The sequence below is a fragment of the Pseudomonas sp. T8 genome (assembly GCF_024610635.1).
Lineage (GTDB): Bacteria > Pseudomonadota > Gammaproteobacteria > Pseudomonadales > Pseudomonadaceae > Aquipseudomonas > Aquipseudomonas chlororaphis_I.
On sequence record NZ_CP102374.1, the window covers coordinates 3,885,022 to 3,902,340 of the forward strand.

17 protein-coding genes and 1 tRNA gene are annotated in these 17,319 nt (G+C 62.5%); 16 read left to right on the forward strand and 2 right to left on the reverse strand.

Going from position 1 to position 17,319, the window contains the following annotated elements:
• The first annotated feature begins 243 nt into the window (after positions 1 to 243).
• The 5 genes from NRG23_RS17415 (at position 244) to NRG23_RS17435 (ending at position 4,463) form a co-directional block, all read left to right on the forward strand.
• Positions 244 to 654, forward strand: a complete 411-nt coding sequence (locus NRG23_RS17415; RefSeq protein ID WP_028683804.1) for an acetyl-CoA sensor PanZ family protein — start codon at positions 244 to 246, stop codon at positions 652 to 654.
• Positions 655 to 722: 68 nt separating this feature from the next.
• On the forward strand, positions 723 to 2,951 hold the full coding sequence (locus NRG23_RS17420; protein WP_257371469.1) for an AsmA family protein: 2,229 nt from the start codon (positions 723 to 725) through the stop codon (positions 2,949 to 2,951).
• Positions 2,948 to 4,015 carry an A/G-specific adenine glycosylase gene (gene mutY, locus NRG23_RS17425; RefSeq protein WP_016702603.1) on the forward strand — a complete coding sequence of 356 codons (1,068 nt, stop codon included), beginning with the start codon at positions 2,948 to 2,950 and terminating at the stop codon, positions 4,013 to 4,015. Before NRG23_RS17420 ends, mutY begins: the two co-directional genes overlap by 4 nt.
• Complete coding sequence (locus tag NRG23_RS17430; protein WP_007921798.1) at positions 4,012 to 4,284, forward strand: oxidative damage protection protein; 273 nt, start codon at positions 4,012 to 4,014, stop codon at positions 4,282 to 4,284. The genes mutY and NRG23_RS17430 overlap by 4 nt, the downstream gene beginning before the upstream one ends.
• Positions 4,285 to 4,387: 103 nt before the next feature.
• Positions 4,388 to 4,463 (forward strand) — tRNA-Phe (locus tag NRG23_RS17435).
• Positions 4,464 to 4,550: 87 nt separating this feature from the next.
• On the opposite strand, the gene NRG23_RS17440 is transcribed toward NRG23_RS17435, so the two are convergent.
• A complete protein-coding gene (locus NRG23_RS17440) occupies positions 4,551 to 5,009 on the reverse strand; it encodes a hypothetical protein (protein ID WP_028683806.1) in 459 nt (152 codons plus the stop codon).
• Positions 5,010 to 5,358: 349 nt separating this feature from the next.
• On the opposite strand from NRG23_RS17440, the gene NRG23_RS17445 reads away from it, so the two are divergent.
• Together NRG23_RS17445 and NRG23_RS17450 are read left to right on the forward strand one after the other, a co-directional pair.
• On the forward strand, positions 5,359 to 6,324 hold the full coding sequence (locus NRG23_RS17445; protein ID WP_124312659.1) for an alpha/beta fold hydrolase: 966 nt from the start codon (positions 5,359 to 5,361) through the stop codon (positions 6,322 to 6,324).
• Between the two features lie 104 nt (positions 6,325 to 6,428).
• On the forward strand, positions 6,429 to 6,827 hold the full coding sequence (locus NRG23_RS17450; RefSeq protein ID WP_009046516.1) for a hypothetical protein: 399 nt from the start codon (positions 6,429 to 6,431) through the stop codon (positions 6,825 to 6,827).
• A gap of 195 nt (positions 6,828 to 7,022) precedes the next feature.
• Here the strand turns inward: NRG23_RS17450 and gabP are convergent, their stop codons facing one another.
• Positions 7,023 to 8,420, reverse strand: a complete 1,398-nt coding sequence (gene gabP / locus NRG23_RS17455) for a GABA permease (protein WP_009046515.1) — start codon at positions 8,418 to 8,420, stop codon at positions 7,023 to 7,025.
• Positions 8,421 to 8,974: 554 nt separating this feature from the next.
• On the opposite strand from gabP, the gene NRG23_RS17460 reads away from it, so the two are divergent.
• The 9 genes from NRG23_RS17460 to NRG23_RS17500 all read left to right on the forward strand — a co-directional run bounded on the left by NRG23_RS17460 (position 8,975) and on the right by NRG23_RS17500 (position 17,143).
• Positions 8,975 to 9,748: an ABC transporter ATP-binding protein gene (locus NRG23_RS17460; RefSeq protein WP_009046514.1), complete on the forward strand. Its 774-nt coding sequence runs from the start codon at positions 8,975 to 8,977 to the stop codon at positions 9,746 to 9,748.
• 13 nt (positions 9,749 to 9,761) lie between these two features.
• Positions 9,762 to 10,517 (forward strand): ABC transporter substrate-binding protein, encoded by a 756-nt coding sequence (locus NRG23_RS17465; RefSeq protein ID WP_009046513.1) that lies wholly within the window; start codon positions 9,762 to 9,764, stop codon positions 10,515 to 10,517.
• Positions 10,518 to 10,595: 78 nt separating this feature from the next.
• Positions 10,596 to 11,291, forward strand: coding sequence for an ABC transporter permease (locus NRG23_RS17470; protein ID WP_009046512.1), 696 nt, complete (start codon positions 10,596 to 10,598; stop codon positions 11,289 to 11,291).
• Positions 11,288 to 11,977 carry an ABC transporter permease gene (locus NRG23_RS17475; RefSeq protein ID WP_007922607.1) on the forward strand — a complete coding sequence of 230 codons (690 nt, stop codon included), beginning with the start codon at positions 11,288 to 11,290 and terminating at the stop codon, positions 11,975 to 11,977. Before NRG23_RS17470 ends, NRG23_RS17475 begins: the two co-directional genes overlap by 4 nt.
• A gap of 85 nt (positions 11,978 to 12,062) precedes the next feature.
• Positions 12,063 to 13,274 (forward strand): SAM-dependent methyltransferase, encoded by a 1,212-nt coding sequence (locus tag NRG23_RS17480; protein WP_257371470.1) that lies wholly within the window; start codon positions 12,063 to 12,065, stop codon positions 13,272 to 13,274.
• Positions 13,275 to 13,628: 354 nt separating this feature from the next.
• Positions 13,629 to 14,459 (forward strand): FkbM family methyltransferase, encoded by an 831-nt coding sequence (locus NRG23_RS17485; protein WP_257371471.1) that lies wholly within the window; start codon positions 13,629 to 13,631, stop codon positions 14,457 to 14,459.
• Positions 14,460 to 14,809: 350 nt separating this feature from the next.
• The gene (locus tag NRG23_RS17490; protein WP_028683813.1) at positions 14,810 to 15,319 is read left to right on the forward strand and encodes a PAAR domain-containing protein; all 510 of its coding nucleotides are present in this window, start codon (positions 14,810 to 14,812) and stop codon (positions 15,317 to 15,319) included.
• Positions 15,316 to 16,029, forward strand: a complete 714-nt coding sequence (locus NRG23_RS17495) for a VRR-NUC domain-containing protein (RefSeq protein ID WP_028683814.1) — start codon at positions 15,316 to 15,318, stop codon at positions 16,027 to 16,029. Before NRG23_RS17490 ends, NRG23_RS17495 begins: the two co-directional genes overlap by 4 nt.
• Positions 16,030 to 16,045: 16 nt before the next feature.
• A complete protein-coding gene (locus NRG23_RS17500) occupies positions 16,046 to 17,143 on the forward strand; it encodes a type VI immunity family protein (protein ID WP_038630394.1) in 1,098 nt (365 codons plus the stop codon).
• Positions 17,144 to 17,319 lie beyond the last annotated feature (176 nt).

A 17,319-nucleotide genomic window follows, 5' to 3' on the forward strand; every position in this document is an offset into this window, starting at 1 on the left:
AGAAAAAGCAAACTGCCATCACCTTTTCCGCATCATCTGCTCCGCAAGACGGCAAGAACGCCTCTGTAGGAGCCAGGCTTGCCGGCGATGGGCGTTATGCGGTGTGTCAGGCAGAACGCTTCGCGGGCAAGCCTCGCTCCTACAGAAGCCTGCGCGGCCCCGTCGACGATGCCTGCCCCTCGCCAGCCCGCGCGCTGCTGTCGATAATGGCCAGCCATTCCTTCGCTCTGCACAGGATCCGCCATGCCCATCGTTGTCGAGTCGCTGAAACAAGCCAGCTATCAGGATCAGCAGGACCTGCAGAAGATCTACCGCGATGCCCCGCCCTGGCTGTTCGCGCCGCAGCGCGATGACCAGGAGCTGATCGAAACCGCCCTGGGCGACGGCAGCCTGATCGCCGGGCGCTTCAACGACCGCCTGCTGGGCGCCGCCCGCCTGCAACGGCACCCAGGCGTCTGGCACCTGTCCCAGTTGTGCGTGCGCAAGATCACCCGGCGTCGCGGCGTGGCCGAGCGACTGGTGAGCGAAGCACAGAAAATGGCCGCCCGGCATGACGCCGCCTTGCACCTGCTGGCCCCCGCTGGGCATCTCGAAGCCCAGGCGCTGGCGGCCAAGCTGCAGATACCGCTGGATGTGCTGCAAAGCGATCAGTGACCAGTGGCCAGGCCCGGGGCGTTATACTCCCTGGCTAAATTCGAATTCGACACTACAAGGACTCGCCCATGAAAGCGTTCGGCAAAATCCTGGGTCTGGTACTTCTCGGGCTGTTGCTGATCATCGTGGCTCTCGGCTTCGCCCTGACTCACCTGTTTGATCCCAACGACTACAAAGAAGAAATTCGCCAGATAGCCCGCGACAAGGCCCACATCGAGCTGACGCTCAATGGCGATATCGGCTGGAGCCTGTTCCCCTGGCTCGGCCTCGAACTGCATGAAGCCGGCGTCGCCACCCTGGCCAACCCGACCCAGCCGTTCGCCGACCTGCAGATGCTCGGTTTATCGGTCCGCGTGCTGCCGCTGCTGCGCCGCGAAGTGCAGATGAGCGATGTGCGTGTCGAAGGCCTGAACCTGCGCCTGACCCGCGACAAGGACGGGCACGGCAACTGGGAAGACATCGGCAAGATCGCCCCCGCCGACAAGCAGGCCGCAACCCCGGCCACCAGCACCGGCGACACCGCCGCCGCGACCCCGGCCAGCCCGGAAAAACCGGCGCAGCCGATCCGCCTGGATATCGACAGCCTGACCGTGAACAACGCCCGGGTGGAATACAACGACGAACAGAGCGGCAAGCAGTTCACCGCCGAAAGCATCCAGCTGAGCACCGGCCCGATCCACGAAGCGACCAATACCCCGGTCAAGCTCACCGCCTTCCTCGCCAGCACCCAGCCGGCCGTGCGCGTACGCACCGAGTTGAAGGGCGAGCTGCGCTTCGACCGCGTGCTCAAGCGCTATCAGTTCGAAGACATGAAGCTGTCCGGCGAAGCCGCCGGCGATCCGCTGCAAGGCAAGACCCTGACCTTCGCCGCCCAGGGCCAGCTGCTGCTGGACCAGGCCGCCAACGTTGCCGAATGGAACAGCCTGAAGCTCTCGCTCAACCAGCTGCGCGCCATCGGCGAGCTCAAGGTCCACGACCTGGACAAGACCCCGCAGCTCAACGGCGGTATCTCCATCGCCCAGTTCGACCTGGCCAAGTTCGTCGACAGCATCGGCCAGACCCTGCCGGCCATGGCCGAAGGCAGCCTGAGCAAGGTCGAGCTGGTCAGCCGCCTGTCCGCCACGCCGAACAGCATCGCCCTTGAAAACATCAACCTGAAACTCGACGACAGCAGCTTCAGCGGCCGCCTGGCGGTCGAAGACCTGGCCAAGCAATCGCTGCGCGCCCAGCTCAAGGCCGACACCTTCAACGTCGACCGCTACCTGCCGCCGAAGTCCGCCGAAGCCAACAGCGCCGCGGTGGCGCGCAAGGCCGAAGTGCAGAGCAGCGAAGCCAGCGCCGTCGCCGGGGCCGGCAACTCGCCGCTGCCGGACGCGCCAACCAAGGGCGCCTGGAGCACCGAGCGCCTGCTGCCGGTGGAGCGCCTGAGCAAGCTGGATGTGAACGCCGACCTGAGCTTCGGCCAACTGACCCTGGACAAGCTGCCGATCCAGAACGCCACGCTCAAGGCCAACGGCCAGGGCGGCCTGCTGAAACTCGAAGGCCTGCGCGGCGAGCTGTACAACGGCAGCTTCGAAGCCAACGGCAACCTCGACGTGCGTCAACCGACGCCACAGCTGAGCCTGCAGACCAGGATCAACCGGGTGCCGGTGGAGCGCATCCTGGAAAGCCAGGGGCAGAACCCGCCGGTCAAGGGCCTGGTGACCCTCGACAGCAACCTGACCAGCAGCGGCAACAGCCAGAAAGCGCTGGTCGATAGCCTCAACGGCAATGCCAGCTTCGTCGTCAACAACGGTGTGCTGCTCAATGCCAACCTCGAACAGCAAGTGTGCCAGGGCATCGCCACGCTGAACCGCAAGACCCTGAGCAGCGAGCCGCGGGGCAAGGACACCCCCTTCCAGGAACTCAAGGGCAACCTGACCCTGCGCAACGGCGTGGCCAACAACCCGGACCTGAAAGTGCGCATCCCGGGCATGAGCGTCAAAGGCAATGGCGACATCGACCTGCGCGTGCTGGGCATGGATTACCGCGTCGGCATCATCGTCGAAGGCGACAAGAGCGACATGCCGGACCCGGCCTGCCAGGTCGGCGAACGTTTTGTCGGCATCGAACTGCCGCTGCGCTGCCGCGGCCCGCTGGAACTGGGCGCCAAGGCTTGCCGCCTGGACCGCGACGGCCTGGGCCAGGTCGCGGCCAAGCTGGCCGGCGATCGCCTCAGCGAAAAACTCGATGAGAAGCTCGGCGACAAGGTCAGCCCGGAACTGAAAAACGCACTCAAGGGGCTGTTCAAACGATGAGGGCCGAGCAGTTCGCACCGGCGGTACTGGACTGGTACGACCGCCATGGCCGCCATGACCTGCCCTGGCAGCAGGAGATCAACCCGTACCGGGTCTGGGTCTCGGAAATCATGTTGCAGCAGACCCAGGTCAGCACCGTGCTCAATTACTTCGACCGGTTCATGGCCTCGCTGCCAACCGTTCAAGCCCTGGCCGCCGCGCCGGAAGACGAAGTGCTGCACCTGTGGACCGGCCTGGGTTACTACACCCGCGCGCGCAACCTGCAAAAGACCGCGAAGATCGTGGTCGCCGAGTACGGCGGCGAGTTTCCCCGCGACGTGGAAAAACTCACCGAGCTGCCGGGCATCGGCCTGTCCACCGCTGGCGCCATCGCCAGCATCAGCATGGGCCTGCGCGCGCCGATCCTCGACGGCAACGTCAAGCGGGTGCTGGCGCGCTTTACTGCGCAGGAAGGCTATCCCGGCGAACCCAAGGTGGCCAAGCAGCTGTGGGCCGCGGCCGAGCGCTTCACCCCGCAGACCCGGGTGAACCACTACACCCAGGCGATGATGGACCTGGGCGCCACCCTCTGCACCCGAAGCAAACCCAGTTGCCTGCTGTGCCCCCTGGAAAGAGGCTGCGAAGCGCACATGCTGGGCCTGGAAACCCGCTACCCGATCCCCAAGCCACGCAAGGAAGTGCCACAGAAACGCACGCTGATGCCGATGCTGGCCAACCACGAAGGCGCCATCCTGCTGTACCGCCGGCCCTCCAGCGGCCTGTGGGGCGGTTTGTGGAGCCTGCCGGAGCTGGACGACCTGGCGGACCTGGAACACCTGGCTTCGCAGCACTCGCTGGAGCTGGGCAAGCAACAGGAAATGCCCGGGCTGGTGCACACCTTCAGTCACTTCCAGTTGGCCATCGAGCCCTGGCTGGTGCAGGTCCAGGCAGCCGCCCATCACGTGGCCGAGGCCGACTGGCTCTGGTATAACCTCGCCACCCCGCCGCGCCTGGGCCTTGCCGCCCCGGTGAAAAAACTGCTCAAACGCGCGGCCGACGTATTGAACGCAGGAGAGTTGCAATGACCCGCACCGTAATGTGCCGCAAGTACAAAGAACAATTGCCGGGCCTGGAGCGTCCTCCGTACCCGGGCGCCAAGGGCCAGGAAATTTTCGAGCACGTGTCCGCCAAGGCCTGGGCCGACTGGCAGAAACACCAGACCCTGCTGATCAACGAAAAACGCCTGAACATGATGAACGCCGAAGACCGCAAATACCTGCAGGGCGAGATGGACAAGTTCTTCTCCGGCGAGGAATACGCCAAGGCCGACGGCTACGTGCCGCCGTCCGAGTAATTGCCCGCAAATCGGGGTGGGAACGTAAGCGGCGGTAATAATTAAACTTTTTTTCAAAACTTGCTTGACGCCCCCCCGAAAAACCCGTTTAATGCGCCCCGTTGCCCAGATAGCTCAGTCGGTAGAGCAGGGGATTGAAAATCCCCGTGTCGGCGGTTCGATTCCGTCTCTGGGCACCACTAATACCGAAACCCCTGAATCGCAAGATTCAGGGGTTTTTTATTGCCTGCGATTAACTGGCACTTATCTGCGCCCCTCCTCCTCGCTCAATAACCTTCACTCCAATGCAGGTTGAGGTCGCGAATGCCCGCTGCCTTCATATCCACCGTGTTGCGCTCGGTACGCCCGCCACGGGTGGCGACAACCTGGTACTTGCCGGCCGGCAGTTGCACAAAGACGATCGGACCCACCTGATTCAGGGTCAGGACCGATTGCCCTTGCGGATTCTGGATCGCCAGGTCGACATCCGAGGTGTATTTGTTTTCCGGGCCGACGGAAAAGGTCATGTGCAGGTTGTACCCCTTGGTCTGCAAGAGCGCCCGCGACTCATCCAGGCCGATACCGCCGGACAGATAGGTAATGCCGTTCTGCTGTTGAGGCTCCAGCTGCACGCCCGCCGGGTCGATGGGTTCGTTGCTGGGGGTGGCGGACTGTACGCTGAACGGCGCGAGGGACAGGAACGCCGCGAGAACGCCTGTTACGACACACGAAAAAAAGGATTTCATGATGAGCACTCCCGGTTCGTCTCGAACCACTGAATGGGATGCCACCGCCAAGAGTCCGGCCCCAGCGCGGTAGCGTCCGGGTCTCCCCTTTCCTCTCGAATGGCTCAGCCTCGTTTCAACAAGCGATGCTCGAATGAAAAGCCCGTCAGGCGGCTTGCCCGCAGGCCTTGTTAGTCAGTGTACGCCCCGATTTAGGGCTGTTTAGATCGATTCGGTGTGAGGCTTTTAACCAAAAGTACCTAGCAGCGGCGCCTATCCCGGCGGTTGCCAGGGCGCGGACAAGGCGGTTATTAATGCTTGCACCCAAAAAGAGCCGACACGCCTTTTCGCCCGCAAAGGAATAGCGCCGATGACCGTGCAATCCCCGCCTTCGTCCCTGCACCCGGCCAGCACCGCCAGCAGCCCCGGCACGGCCTTCCGCGAACCCGCCGCCGACGGCTTCATGCTGGGCGGCTTCACCTGGCGCCATGCCGAACCGGACCCGGCACGCCCGGTGGTGATCATCAATGCGGCCACTTCCGTGCGCTGCCGGCACTACTCGCGGTTCGCCGATTACCTGTTCAGCCATGGCTTCGACGTCATCACCTACGACTACCGTGGCATCGGCGAGTCGCGGCCGGCCTCGATGCGCAAGTTGAAGGCATCCTGGTCGGACTGGGGCAGCCTGGACTTCGAAGCCATGCTGCAACGCGCACAGCGGGAATTCCCCGGCCAGCCCATCGATGTGGTCGGGCACAGCTTCGGCGGTTGCGCGGCGGGACTGGGGGCGTCCGGGCAGTTGATCCGCCGCGTGGTGACCGTGGGCGCGCAGTTCGCCTACTGGCGCGATTACGCCCCGGAAAGCCGCTGGCGCATGCTGGGCAAATGGCATGTCGTGATGCCGCTGCTGACGGCGATTTATGGCTACTTTCCCGGCAAGCGCCTGGGCTGGCTGGAGGACACCCCCGCCGGCGTGGTGCGCGACTGGGCCACGCCCACCGCGCACTATCAACGCCGGCCCAGCGGGCGCCATCTGGCGCGCCGGGACCCGGCGCTGCCCTTCGCCCGGGTCAAGGCGCAGCTGCTGGCCATCAGCATCAGCGACGACCCTTACGGCACCGTGCCGGCCATCGAGCGCCTGCTGGACTATTTCACGGCCAGCCAACGCCGCCATTGGCGCATCGAGCCCCGGGACATCGGTGAGCAGGAAGTCGGGCACTTCGCGTTTTTCCGCAGCCATTACCAGGACCGCCTGTGGCCGATCGCCCTGGCCTGGCTGCAACATGCGACGCTGCCCATGGATGCGCCGGGACGCCTGATCAGCGGTAGCCGTTGAGCGTGCCAGGCGGCGCATTTACTGGCATCCTCTGCCGCCTCAAAGCCAGGCCGGACGCAGTATCGATGCCCGGCCCTCCTATTTGCGCAAAAGGTACGACGCCCATGGCATCTGCGAACAAGCAACACAAAAGAGCCCAGCGGGCGAAAACCAAGGCCAAGCAGAACCGCACCCAGCGCAACGCCGCCCCGGTGGAGCTGGACCCGAATGACGACCGCATCGACTTTGAATCGGTGGACCTGACCGAACTGTTCAAGAAGATGATCGACGCCGAGAAGACCAGCCAGCAGGCGATGTGCGCGGCGTTCCTGGAAGACCCGCTGCTGGAGATCGTCTACGAGCAGGAAGGCGAGGAAGGTGCCATGGACTTTATCCTTGCCGCCCTGATCGAGTACCGCCAGTGGTCCACCGAAACCGACGAAGCCGGCGCCCTGGCCTGGATCGAAAGCCCGGAATTCCAGGCCGCTTACCTGGCCGCCTCGGAAGCGCTGATGCAGAAATAAGGCTCAACACCATCTGTAGCCGCTGCATGACCCTCACTGCTGCGTCGAATGTTCAATCGTCATCGCGGGCAAGCCTCGCTCCTACAGATGGAGGTGATCCGTAGGAGCGAGGCTTGCCCGCGAAAGCGTCAGTACAGACCACAAAAAAGGCCGCTGTCAGCACTGACAGCGGCCTTTTTGCTTAGCGGGAAAGACTCAGGCGCGGCTCAACACTCCGGCTGCCTGCTTCTCCAGCTTGCGCCGACGCGCCACCAGCAGGCCCGCCGCGATCACGATGATGCTCAGCAGGCCGGTGGCGATGATTTCCATGCGGTGCCCTTCCTGGAACAACATGATGGTCAGCACCCCGACGATGAACACGATCACCGCGTAGGTCAGGCCCGGGAACAGCCACATGCGGTAGGCGATCTTCTCGCCGGCCGCGGTGCGCTTCTGGCGCATGCGCAGTTGCGATACCGCGATCACCAGGTACACCAGCAAGGCGATGGCGCCGGAGCTGGCCAGCAGGAAATTGAACACCGCGGCTGGCGCTACATAGTTGGCGAATACCGCGAGGAAAGCCGCGGCGGTAGACAGGATCACCGCCCAGTAAGGCGTGCCACTGCTGTTGGTACGCTTGGAAGCGGCCGGGGCGTCGCCACGCTTGCCCAGGGAGAACAGCATGCGCGAGGCGGTGTAGAGCGCCGAGTTCAGGCAACTGGTCACCGCCACCAGCACCACCAGGTCGACGATCAGCTTGGCGTTGGGGATGCCCATGCGATCGAGCACGGTCTGGTAGGAACCGACCTGGGCCAGGCTCGGGTCATTCCATGGCACCAGCGACACGACGATAAAGATCGACACCAGGTAGAACAGGCCGATCCGCCAGATCACCGAATTGGTGGCTTTGCTGATCTGCTGGCCCGGGTTCTTCGATTCGGCGGCGGCGATGGTGACGATCTCGGTGCCCATGAACGAGAACATGGTGGTCAGCATGGCGGCGAGTACCGCGCCCATGCCGTTGGGCAAAAAGCCCTGGGTATCGAACAGGTGCGAGACGCCGCTGACATTGCTGGTCGGCAGCAGGCCGAAGATCGCCAACAGGCCGAGCACCACGAAACCGATGATCGCCACGACCTTGATCAGGGCGAACCAGAACTCGAACTCACCGTAGTTCTTCACGCTGAACAGGTTGGTCGCGGTCAGCAGCAAGGTGATCACCAGGGTGAACGCCCAGATCGCGATATCGGGAAACCAGGCATGCAGGATGGTCGCGGCGGCGTTGGCCTCCAGCGGAATCACCAGCACCCAGAACCACCAGTACAGCCAGCCGATGGTGAAGCCGGCCCAGTGGCCGATGGCACGGTCGGCATAAGTCGAGAAGGAACCCGTGTCCGGCGAGGCGACGGCCATTTCGGCCAGCATGCGCATCACCAGCACCACCAGGGTGCCCGCGGCCGCATAGGCCAGCAGCACGGCAGGGCCGGCTTCGGCGATGGCGTGGCCGGACCCGACAAACAGCCCGGCGCCGATTACCCCGGCGATCGACAGCATGGTCACATGCCGCGGTTTGAGCCCCTGTTCGAGGTCATTGGAGGTCTGCGTACTGCTCATTGAAACTACCTTTGCGAAGAAAGCGAAAGCGTCCACCCGGTCTGGATGTTCTTTCTCGTAAAAAGAATCCAACAGGGCGTTCTTTATTTCTTACGCAAGATTTGCGCCAAAATGTTACAGGCTCCCAGCCGGCGCGGCCTGCGAAGGCGACCGGCGGGTGAGCGTAAGTCCTTGAGATTAATGGCCTTGCGCCAGAACGTTACCGCACCACCCATTTGTAGAACGAACCAGCGCACCAGAAACACACACAAAAAGTGTGCGACGCACAAATAGAGGGCGGATACGCAACCTTTGGCCGTTTTACCCTTCCAACACCCGGCCAAAGCTGGCACCATCGCGCCTTTTTTTACGCGACACCCGCTGGGAACAGGGTTCAAACGGGCGTTCGGTTGTTGATGGGGCGACAGTCTGCTGTGCCGATGCGACAACCTGTCACACGCCGTCTGCTTACACCCTGAAGCGCTGTTGGCTGTCATTCGAACGCTATGCTAGGTTGGCGCCTCGCCAGGAAAGCCGCTACCAGCAGGAGCGCAATGAACTCATGAGGACCGCACATGGCTGAGGCCACGCCCGCGCTTGAAATCCGCAACTTGCACAAACGCTACGGCTCGCTGGAGGTACTCAAGGGTGTCTCGCTGACCGCACGCGACGGCGATGTGATCTCGATCCTGGGTTCCTCCGGTTCCGGCAAGTCCACCTTCCTGCGTTGCATCAACCTCCTGGAAAACCCGCACCAGGGCCAGATCCTGGTGGCCGGTGAAGAACTCAAGCTCAAGGCCGCCAAGAACGGCGAACTGGTCGCCGCCGACGGCAAGCAGATCAACCGCCTGCGCAGCGAAATCGGCTTCGTGTTCCAGAACTTCAACCTCTGGCCGCACATGAGCGTGCTCGACAACATCATCGAGGCCCCGCGCCGGGTGCTCGGCCAGAGCAAGGCCGAAGCCATCGAAGTGGCCGAAGCGCTGCTGGCCAAGGTCGGTATCGCCGACAAGCGCCACGCCTACCCGGCCCAGCTCTCCGGCGGCCAGCAGCAACGCGCCGCCATCGCCCGCACCCTGGCGATGCAGCCCAAAGTCATCCTGTTCGACGAGCCGACCTCGGCACTGGACCCGGAAATGGTCCAGGAAGTGCTCAACGTGATCCGCGCCCTGGCCGAAGAAGGCCGGACCATGCTGCTGGTCACCCACGAAATGAGCTTTGCCCGTCAGGTCTCCAGTGAAGTGGTGTTCCTGCACCAGGGCCTGGTGGAAGAGCAAGGATCGCCACAGCAGGTGTTCGAGAACCCGCTTTCGGCGCGCTGCAAACAATTCATGTCCAGCAACCGCTAACGGAGCAACACGCATGCAGAGCTATAAGAAATTCCTCCTGGCCGCTGCCGCCACTCTGGTGTTCTCGGCCAATGCGATGGCCGCCGACAAACTGAAGATGGGCATCGAAGCGGCCTACCCGCCGTTCAACAACAAGGATGCCAGCGGCCAGGTCGTCGGCTTCGACAAAGACATCGGCGATGCCCTGTGCGCCAAGATGAAGGTCGAGTGCGAAGTGGTCACCTCCGACTGGGACGGCATCATCCCGGCCCTGAACGCCAAGAAGTTCGACTTCCTGATCTCCTCGATGTCGATCACCGACGAGCGCAAGCAGGCGGTGGACTTCACCGACCCGTACTACTCCAACAAGCTGCAGTTCATCGCCCCTAAAGACAAGGCCGACTTCAAGACCGACAAGGCTTCCCTCAAGGGCAAGATCATCGGTGCGCAGCGTGCCACCCTGGCCGGCACCTGGCTGGAAGACAACCTGGGCGACGACATCACCATCAAGCTCTACGACACCCAGGAAAATGCCTTCCTCGACCTGACTTCCGGCCGCCTGGACGCGATCCTGGCCGACAAGTACGTCAACTACGAATGGCTGAAAAGCGAAGCGGGCAAGCCTTACGAGTTCAAGGGCGACCCGGTTGAAGAAAGCGACAAGATCGGCATCGCCGTGCGCAAGAACGATCCGATCCGCGAGAAGCTCAACGCCGCGCTGAAAGAAATCGTGGCCGACGGCACCTACAAGAAGATCAACGACAAGTACTTCCCGTTCAGCATCTACTGATACTGACTGGCCTGCCCGGCGCCCTCCCCCGAGGGCGCCGGTCCTTAGCAAAGCCTGCCGCGACTTGAATAACCATCCATGAATATCGATCTCTACGGATTCGGCCCGGCGCTCGCCGCTGGCGCGCTGATGACCGTCAAGCTGGCTCTTTCGGCGCTGTGCCTGGGGCTGGTGCTCGGCCTGCTCGGCGCCTTGGCCAAGACTTCCCCGTACAAGCCGCTGCAATGGCTTGGCGGCACCTATTCGACCCTGGTGCGCGGCGTTCCCGAGCTGCTCTGGGTGCTGCTGATCTACTTCGGCACCGTCAACCTGATGCGCGCCCTGGGTGAGTTCTTCGGCAACCCGGAGCTGGAACTCAACGCCTTCGCCGCCGGGGTCATCGCCCTCGGCCTGTGCTTCGGCGCCTACGCCACCGAAGTGTTCCGTGGCGCGATCCTCGCCATCCCCAAGGGCCATCGTGAGGCCGGCGTGGCCCTGGGCCTGTCGAAATGGCGGATCTTCACCAAGCTGATCATGCCGCAGATGTGGCGCATCGCCCTGCCGGGCCTGGGCAACCTGTTCATGATCCTGATGAAGGACACCGCGCTGGTGTCGGTGATCGGCCTGGAAGAAATCATGCGTCACTCGCAGATCGCTGTGACCGTGTCCAAGCAACCCTTCACCTTCTATATGGTGGCGGCCTTCATGTACCTGGGCCTGACCGTGCTGGCCATGACCGGCATGCACTTCCTGGAAAAACGCGCCGCTCGCGGCTTCGCGAGGAGCGCTTCATGAACTGGGAAGTGATCATCAAGTGGCTGCCCAAGCTGGCCCAGGGCGCCACGCTGACCCTGGAGCTGGTGGCCATCGCGGTCATCGCCGGCCTGCTGCTGGCCATTCCGCTGGGCATCGCCCGCTCGTCGCGCCTGTGGTACGTGCGCGCCCTGCCCTATGCCTACATTTTCTTCTTCCGCGGCACGCCACTGCTGGTGCAGCTGTTCCTGGTCTACTACGGCCTGGCGCAGTTCGACGCGGTGCGTAACAGCGCGATGTGGCCATACCTGCGCGATCCGTTCTGGTGCGCCACCGCCACCATGACCCTGCACACCGCGGCCTATATCGCCGAGATCCTGCGCGGGGCGATCCAGGCCATCCCGCCGGGCGAGATCGAAGCGGCGCGGGCGCTGGGCATGTCCAAGCCCAAGGCGCTGTTCTACATCATCCTGCCGCGGGCCGCGCGCATCGGCCTGCCGGCCTACAGCAACGAAGTGATCCTGATGCTCAAGGCCAGCGCCCTGGCCAGTACCGTGACCCTGCTGGAACTGACCGGCATGGCCCGCACCATCATCGCCCGCACCTACCTGCCGGTGGAGATCTTCTTCGCCGCCGGGGTGTTCTACCTGCTGATGTCCTATGTGCTGGTGCAAGGCTTCAAGCTGCTGGAACGCTGGCTGCGCGTCGAGCAATGCCAAGGCCGCTGAACCCTTCGCTCCTACCGGCGCCCCGCTAACCTGTAGGAGCGAGCTTGCTCGCGATTGCCATCCCCCAGACACCGCCGAGCCCGCCATGCCCTCCATCCTCCAAGGCCCCGAACTCCTCACCCGCTTCCAGGCCCTGGACCGCTTCCTGCTCGACCATCAACAGCTCTGGCGTCCGCGCCCCTTCACCGAGCTGCAGCTGCCCTGGGAAGCCCGGCACCACGAACTCGCCCAGTGGCTGCGCCAGCGCAGCCTGGACGATGCCGAGGCCAGCCATAACCACCCCGAGTTGCTCGATGCTCCCGCGCCCTTCCCCGATCTGGCGCGGACTGCCGCCGCGCTAGGCGCCGTGGCCGAGCTGCCAACGCACCAGGTACCAGCTGCCCGCCAACGCCTCAACGTCGACGTACCCGGGCGTAAATGGCAACAGATCGAAGCCTTCGCCGCCTGCCTGGAGTTCACCCAGGCACCCGGCCACTGGCTGGACTGGTGTTCGGGCAAGGGCCACCTCGGCCGCCGCCTGCTGCAACCCGGGCAACAGCTGACCTGCCTGGAATACGACCCGGCCCTGGTCGCCAGCGGCCGGCAACTGAGCGAACACCATCGGCTGCCGGCCAGCCACCTGCAGCAAGACGTGCTCGCCGCCGACGCCGCTGTCCGCCTGAGCGCCGAACACACCCCGGTGGCCCTGCACGCCTGTGGTGACCTGCATGTGCGCCTGATGCGACTGGCCAGCGAGTGCGGCTGTCGCCAACTGGCCATCGCACCCTGCTGCTACAACCGCATCCACCACGCCGAGTACCAGCCGCTTTCCGGCCCGGCCAAGGGCTCGACGCTGCAACTCTCCCTCGACGACCTCGGCCTGCCCCTGAGCGAGACCGTCACCGCCGGCGCCCGGGTACGCCGCCAGCGCGACAGCTCCATGGCCCGGCGCCTGGCCTTCGACCTGCTGCAACGCCGGCTGCGCGGGGTCGATGAATACCTGCCCACCCCGTCGCTGCCCGCCAGCTGGCTGGACAAACCCTTCGCCGACTACTGCCGCGACCTGGCCGCCCTCAAGCACTTATCCACAGTCGGCTCGCAGGACTGGCCGGCGCTGGAAGCCGCCGGCTGGCAGCGCCTGGCCCAGGTGCGCAACCTGGAGCTGCTGCGCGGCCTGTTCCGTCGGCCATTGGAGCTGTGGCTGGTGCTCGATCGCGGGCTGTTTTTGCAGGAACAGGGTTACCGCGTGCAACTGGGCCTGTTCTGCCCGGCACCGCTCACCCCACGCAACCTGATGCTGCTGGCGGAACGTGGATAACTTGGATCCACCACCCCACCCAGCCTGTGGATAACTCTGTTGATGAATTCCTGCCAAAGCCACTGAAAGTGCCTGCTACAGCACTAATCCACAGCTGGTCATTTTTTGTTCATAAAAATAAATCAACGAAAAAACAGCCAGTTGCGGCGAACTGAGAACGGATCCACAAAATCGGCCGTAATCGCCGTGCAACCGCCATCGATTGTGCATAAGCGTTAATACCAAAGGACATAACCGCCGAAAACCGGCACCTGGCAGGCAGCAAATTGCGCCGGTTGGCGGCGCTTGTTATACAGACGCAGGCGCTCGCGGGCGCGTCCGAGCCAGAACCTTTGTGACTGACGGGAAAAGACAGTGACGTTCATTTCTTATGCACAGAATTTCGAAGACATCCGCCTGTGGCGCGCGCTCAAACATGTCGAAAAAGGCTTCTACATCGACGTCGGCGCCAACCACCCCACCGCCGACTCCGTGACCCGCGCCTTCTACGACCGTGGCTGGAGCGGGATCAACGTCGAACCGGTACCCTGCTATTACGACGCCCTGTGCCAGGAGCGCCCCCGGGACACCAACCTGCAATGCGCAGCCGGCGACAACGCCGAGGCCCTGACCTTCTACGGTATCGCCGACACCGGCCTGTCCACCCTCGACCCCGCCATCGCCCAGCAGCACAAGGACGCCGGCATGCCGGTACAGACCCAGATCGTCAGCTCGCGCACCCTGAGCGATATCTGCGAGGCTCATGTCGACGGCCCGATCCATTTCCTCAAGATCGACGTCGAAGGCCACGAAGAAACCGTGCTGCGCAGCATGGACTTCAGCCGCTGGCGACCGTGGATCCTGCTGATCGAAACCCCGTGGAACCGCGACCAGGCCTGGGAACCCCTGGTTACCGGCGCCGGCTATCACCCTGTGGTGTTCGATGGCATCAACACCTTTTACCTGGCCGAGGAACACCTGAACCTCAAGGGCGCCTTCGACATCCCGCCGTGCAACCTCGACGAATTCCAGTTCAACCCCGGCCACCGCTTCGTCGCCCCCGCCACCGACCTGGAACAGGTCCTGATCGCCGAACGCCAACGCGCCGACCGCGCCGAAGCCGAACTGCACGCTCTGCGCAACAGCCGCTCATGGCGCGCCATCGAAAAACTCAAGAAAGTGCTGGTCCGCGGCGGACGTCACTGAGAGCGTCAATCAAGCAATAGCCTCATGCTGCGCTGTGACTGCTTGACTCACACGTTCCCCGCGGGCTTGCAAAAACAGTCTCGGCAGCCGAGTATTTCCGCCTACCTCAGCTCGAACAGGGATATGTTTCAGCGAGGCGTTATCAGGCACACACGGTCACAAGGACGAGACGACCATGACTTCTTTTTGCCAGCAAACGCGGCACGGCTCTCAGGCTGGGTGTCTATCGCAGCATCTGGACAGCGTGAGTCATCCCAAGGCCCCACCTCTCCTCGCTACGCTCCCTGATTCGCGTAAACCAAACCCGCCACGACTCAATCCCTTCTGCCCGACCTGACACGGAGCCCGATATGAGCGGAAAACCTGCAGCTCGCGTTACCGACCCTACCGCCTGCCCACTACCCGGCCACGGTACCAATCCAATCGCCTCGGGCTCCCCCGACGTACTGTTCGACGGACTACCGGCCGCTCGCCTGGATGACCCTTCAGCATGCGGAGGAAAGCTGTCCGGAAACCTCTCGGCGACAGTGTTCATAAACGGGAAAAACGCAGCAACGGTCGATAGCCTCGGCACCCATGGCAACGTAGTGATCGGTGGCTCCGGGACAATCATCATTGGCGATACCTTCGTCCCCAGCCCCATGGCACCGATCCAGGGCATGGGCACAAGTCCATTCAAAGGCCGCTTCCGGGTGTTCGACAGAGAAACCGGCAAGGCCATCGCCGGCCAGCAAGTGCGTATCAGCTCCAGCAGCGGAGAGTCGATACAAACTACCGATGCAGAAGGCTACACATCCTGGGTGAACAATGAGCAGCCGGAAACACTGAAGTTCGACCTGATCTATGGAGATGATCAATGAGTGGTGATAACCCCTTGTCGACCGGCGGCATGTCAGCACCAGGGCAGACAACGGATGTAGGCCTGACAAAACCCAGACTCGCCCCTGGAGACAAAAAAGTTCTCTGCTCGGCGGCCTGTTACTGCCAGGCGACACCTAACGTAGCGGTGGACGGCAAAAACCTTAAACAGCAGTGCGTTGCCGCGCGCCTGAACGGGCTGGACAAAATCCTTATGGGGCGAAGCCCGCTGAAGCCGGAAGTCAGCTACGACATGACCAAAAAGCCGCCCGTTCCGATCATGGACAGCCAGAGTGGCGACAACCCTCATAGCTGGATCCCCGGCTGGATCAAGAAATACTGGGATCAGGACCCAGATCACCCACCATTCGAAGCAGGCACGGGCATGATTCGCCGACCAGACGTCGTCATCGTGAATGACCCGAGAAAACCTCCGACCCAAGACAACATCAAACAGGTTGTGGAAATGAAGTTTCCACCCGATTCTCCAAACACGAAACAGACGGCTGAATACGCGAAAATTGCAGGGGGCAGCAATAAGGTGGTCACCCTCGATGCCAGAGAATGCGACTGCAGCCAGGAAGAGCAAACTTCTAGAGTCCCGTCTGAAGAGCTGGGGTGGGCCGCAGCGATTGCAGCCGCCGCCGCGTGGCTACTGAGCCGCGGCAAGACGCCTGTCCCGAGATTCCCGGTACCCGCCGGCGCCATGTGATTTAAAGGAACCGACCATGAGTGAACCTTTCGACTTAGCCGCCGAGCTGGAAAAAATGCCTTTCGCCCTAGAGATCCCGGGCCATTTACTGATGAAGGGTGGGCGGCAAGACTACATTGGAGCAGCGCTCTGCATCCGAGGCACCTTGTATTTCAAGGATGCCCATACCGTTCCGGTACGCGAAGAACTTGGTCGATGCTTCAACGACTACCAGCGCCTGGCAGGGCCTGAGTTGAGGTGGCTATGGCGAGAAGAACCGCCTGAAGGTTCAGCATTGACCCCTTACAACAAGGCCAGATCCCTGATCGAGATGCTGGCCACCATGAAAGAAAACGATCACCTGAGTTTTTACTACACCGGTGGCCGTGAAGCGGTAGACGCCAGTCCCTGGTTTTTCGAGTTGTTCGGCCAGCGTGGCTGGGAAGCAAAAATGGGGGATGACCTCAGCGTGCTGGAGTTTTCAGTCCCGATCCTCTTCTTCGAAGAGCACCGTCTCGACTTCCTGCGCTTGTTCCTCGATTGTGCAGCCCGTCTGAAAGCGGAACAGGGCTATGCCGGTTATGCGCTAAACCTGTCCGTGACCAAAAGAGACGGCAACGAAGCAACAGAAGCCTACATGAGCGAAAGCATGCCCGGGCTGGATGCAGGCCTGGCCCCCCTATTGGCCAACCGGCCCGAGTTCCAGAAGAACAAAATCAAAACCGTGAGCTGGCTGACCGTACTCAACAAACCACGCCTGGAAAGCGCAGGAGGTTTAAAGGCACTACAGGCCAGGTTGCCTGACAGCCATTTCGCTTTTTATGACTACGGTGCCGGCGTGATCATCCAGGCCGGAAACGAACCATCCGTGATAGGCGATGCCGACTTCCCAAGGCCTCCCGCCTACGTGCTGCTGAACCATGAGCTCAAGGAGTTGCGTTACGAAACAGTCGGCGACCTTCATGGTGGCTCTCATGATGGCGAAGTTCGTCTTACCGGGTGGTCGGCGGATCAATGGTTGAAACGCTTTGATGTGCCGCTGTCCGAGCTGAGCGCCTATCAGCACAAACTCAGCGAACAGCCCGCACTCAGCAGCCAGTACACGCTCAAGGACCGACTGCGCCCCCAAGGTTAAAAACCAGTGACCCCGGCAACGCCCCCTGACCGGCCAGTTCGGCGGTATGACGCGACTCCAATGAGTGCTACACCACTTTCCGCTTGAGCTGCTCCAAGGGCACCCATGCGAACGTCGATCCCGAGGTAGCTGGAACATCTGCAAAAATAGTCAGATTTCAGGGGTTTACAGAACCT

Bases quoted from the DNA above. Each gene is read 5' to 3' on its own strand.
- NRG23_RS17440 (WP_028683806.1), bottom strand. From the start codon at position 5,009: ATGAAATCCTTTTTTTCGTGTGTCGTAACAGGCGTTCTCGCGGCGTTC.
- gabP (WP_009046515.1), bottom strand. From the start codon at position 8,420: ATGAGCAGTACGCAGACCTCCAATGACCTCGAACAGGGGCTCAAACCG.
- NRG23_RS17500 (WP_038630394.1), top strand. From the start codon at position 16,046: ATGAGTGAACCTTTCGACTTAGCCGCCGAGCTGGAAAAAATGCCTTTC.
- NRG23_RS17465 (WP_009046513.1), top strand. From the start codon at position 9,762: ATGCAGAGCTATAAGAAATTCCTCCTGGCCGCTGCCGCCACTCTGGTG.
- NRG23_RS17460 (WP_009046514.1), top strand. From the start codon at position 8,975: ATGGCTGAGGCCACGCCCGCGCTTGAAATCCGCAACTTGCACAAACGC.
- NRG23_RS17495 (WP_028683814.1), top strand. From the start codon at position 15,316: ATGAGTGGTGATAACCCCTTGTCGACCGGCGGCATGTCAGCACCAGGG.
- NRG23_RS17490 (WP_028683813.1), top strand. From the start codon at position 14,810: ATGAGCGGAAAACCTGCAGCTCGCGTTACCGACCCTACCGCCTGCCCA.
- NRG23_RS17445 (WP_124312659.1), top strand. From the start codon at position 5,359: ATGACCGTGCAATCCCCGCCTTCGTCCCTGCACCCGGCCAGCACCGCC.
- mutY (WP_016702603.1), top strand. From the start codon at position 2,948: ATGAGGGCCGAGCAGTTCGCACCGGCGGTACTGGACTGGTACGACCGC.
- NRG23_RS17415 (WP_028683804.1), top strand. From the start codon at position 244: ATGCCCATCGTTGTCGAGTCGCTGAAACAAGCCAGCTATCAGGATCAG.
- NRG23_RS17430 (WP_007921798.1), top strand. From the start codon at position 4,012: ATGACCCGCACCGTAATGTGCCGCAAGTACAAAGAACAATTGCCGGGC.
- NRG23_RS17420 (WP_257371469.1), top strand. From the start codon at position 723: ATGAAAGCGTTCGGCAAAATCCTGGGTCTGGTACTTCTCGGGCTGTTG.
- NRG23_RS17480 (WP_257371470.1), top strand. From the start codon at position 12,063: ATGCCCTCCATCCTCCAAGGCCCCGAACTCCTCACCCGCTTCCAGGCC.
- NRG23_RS17475 (WP_007922607.1), top strand. From the start codon at position 11,288: ATGAACTGGGAAGTGATCATCAAGTGGCTGCCCAAGCTGGCCCAGGGC.
- NRG23_RS17470 (WP_009046512.1), top strand. From the start codon at position 10,596: ATGAATATCGATCTCTACGGATTCGGCCCGGCGCTCGCCGCTGGCGCG.
- NRG23_RS17450 (WP_009046516.1), top strand. From the start codon at position 6,429: ATGGCATCTGCGAACAAGCAACACAAAAGAGCCCAGCGGGCGAAAACC.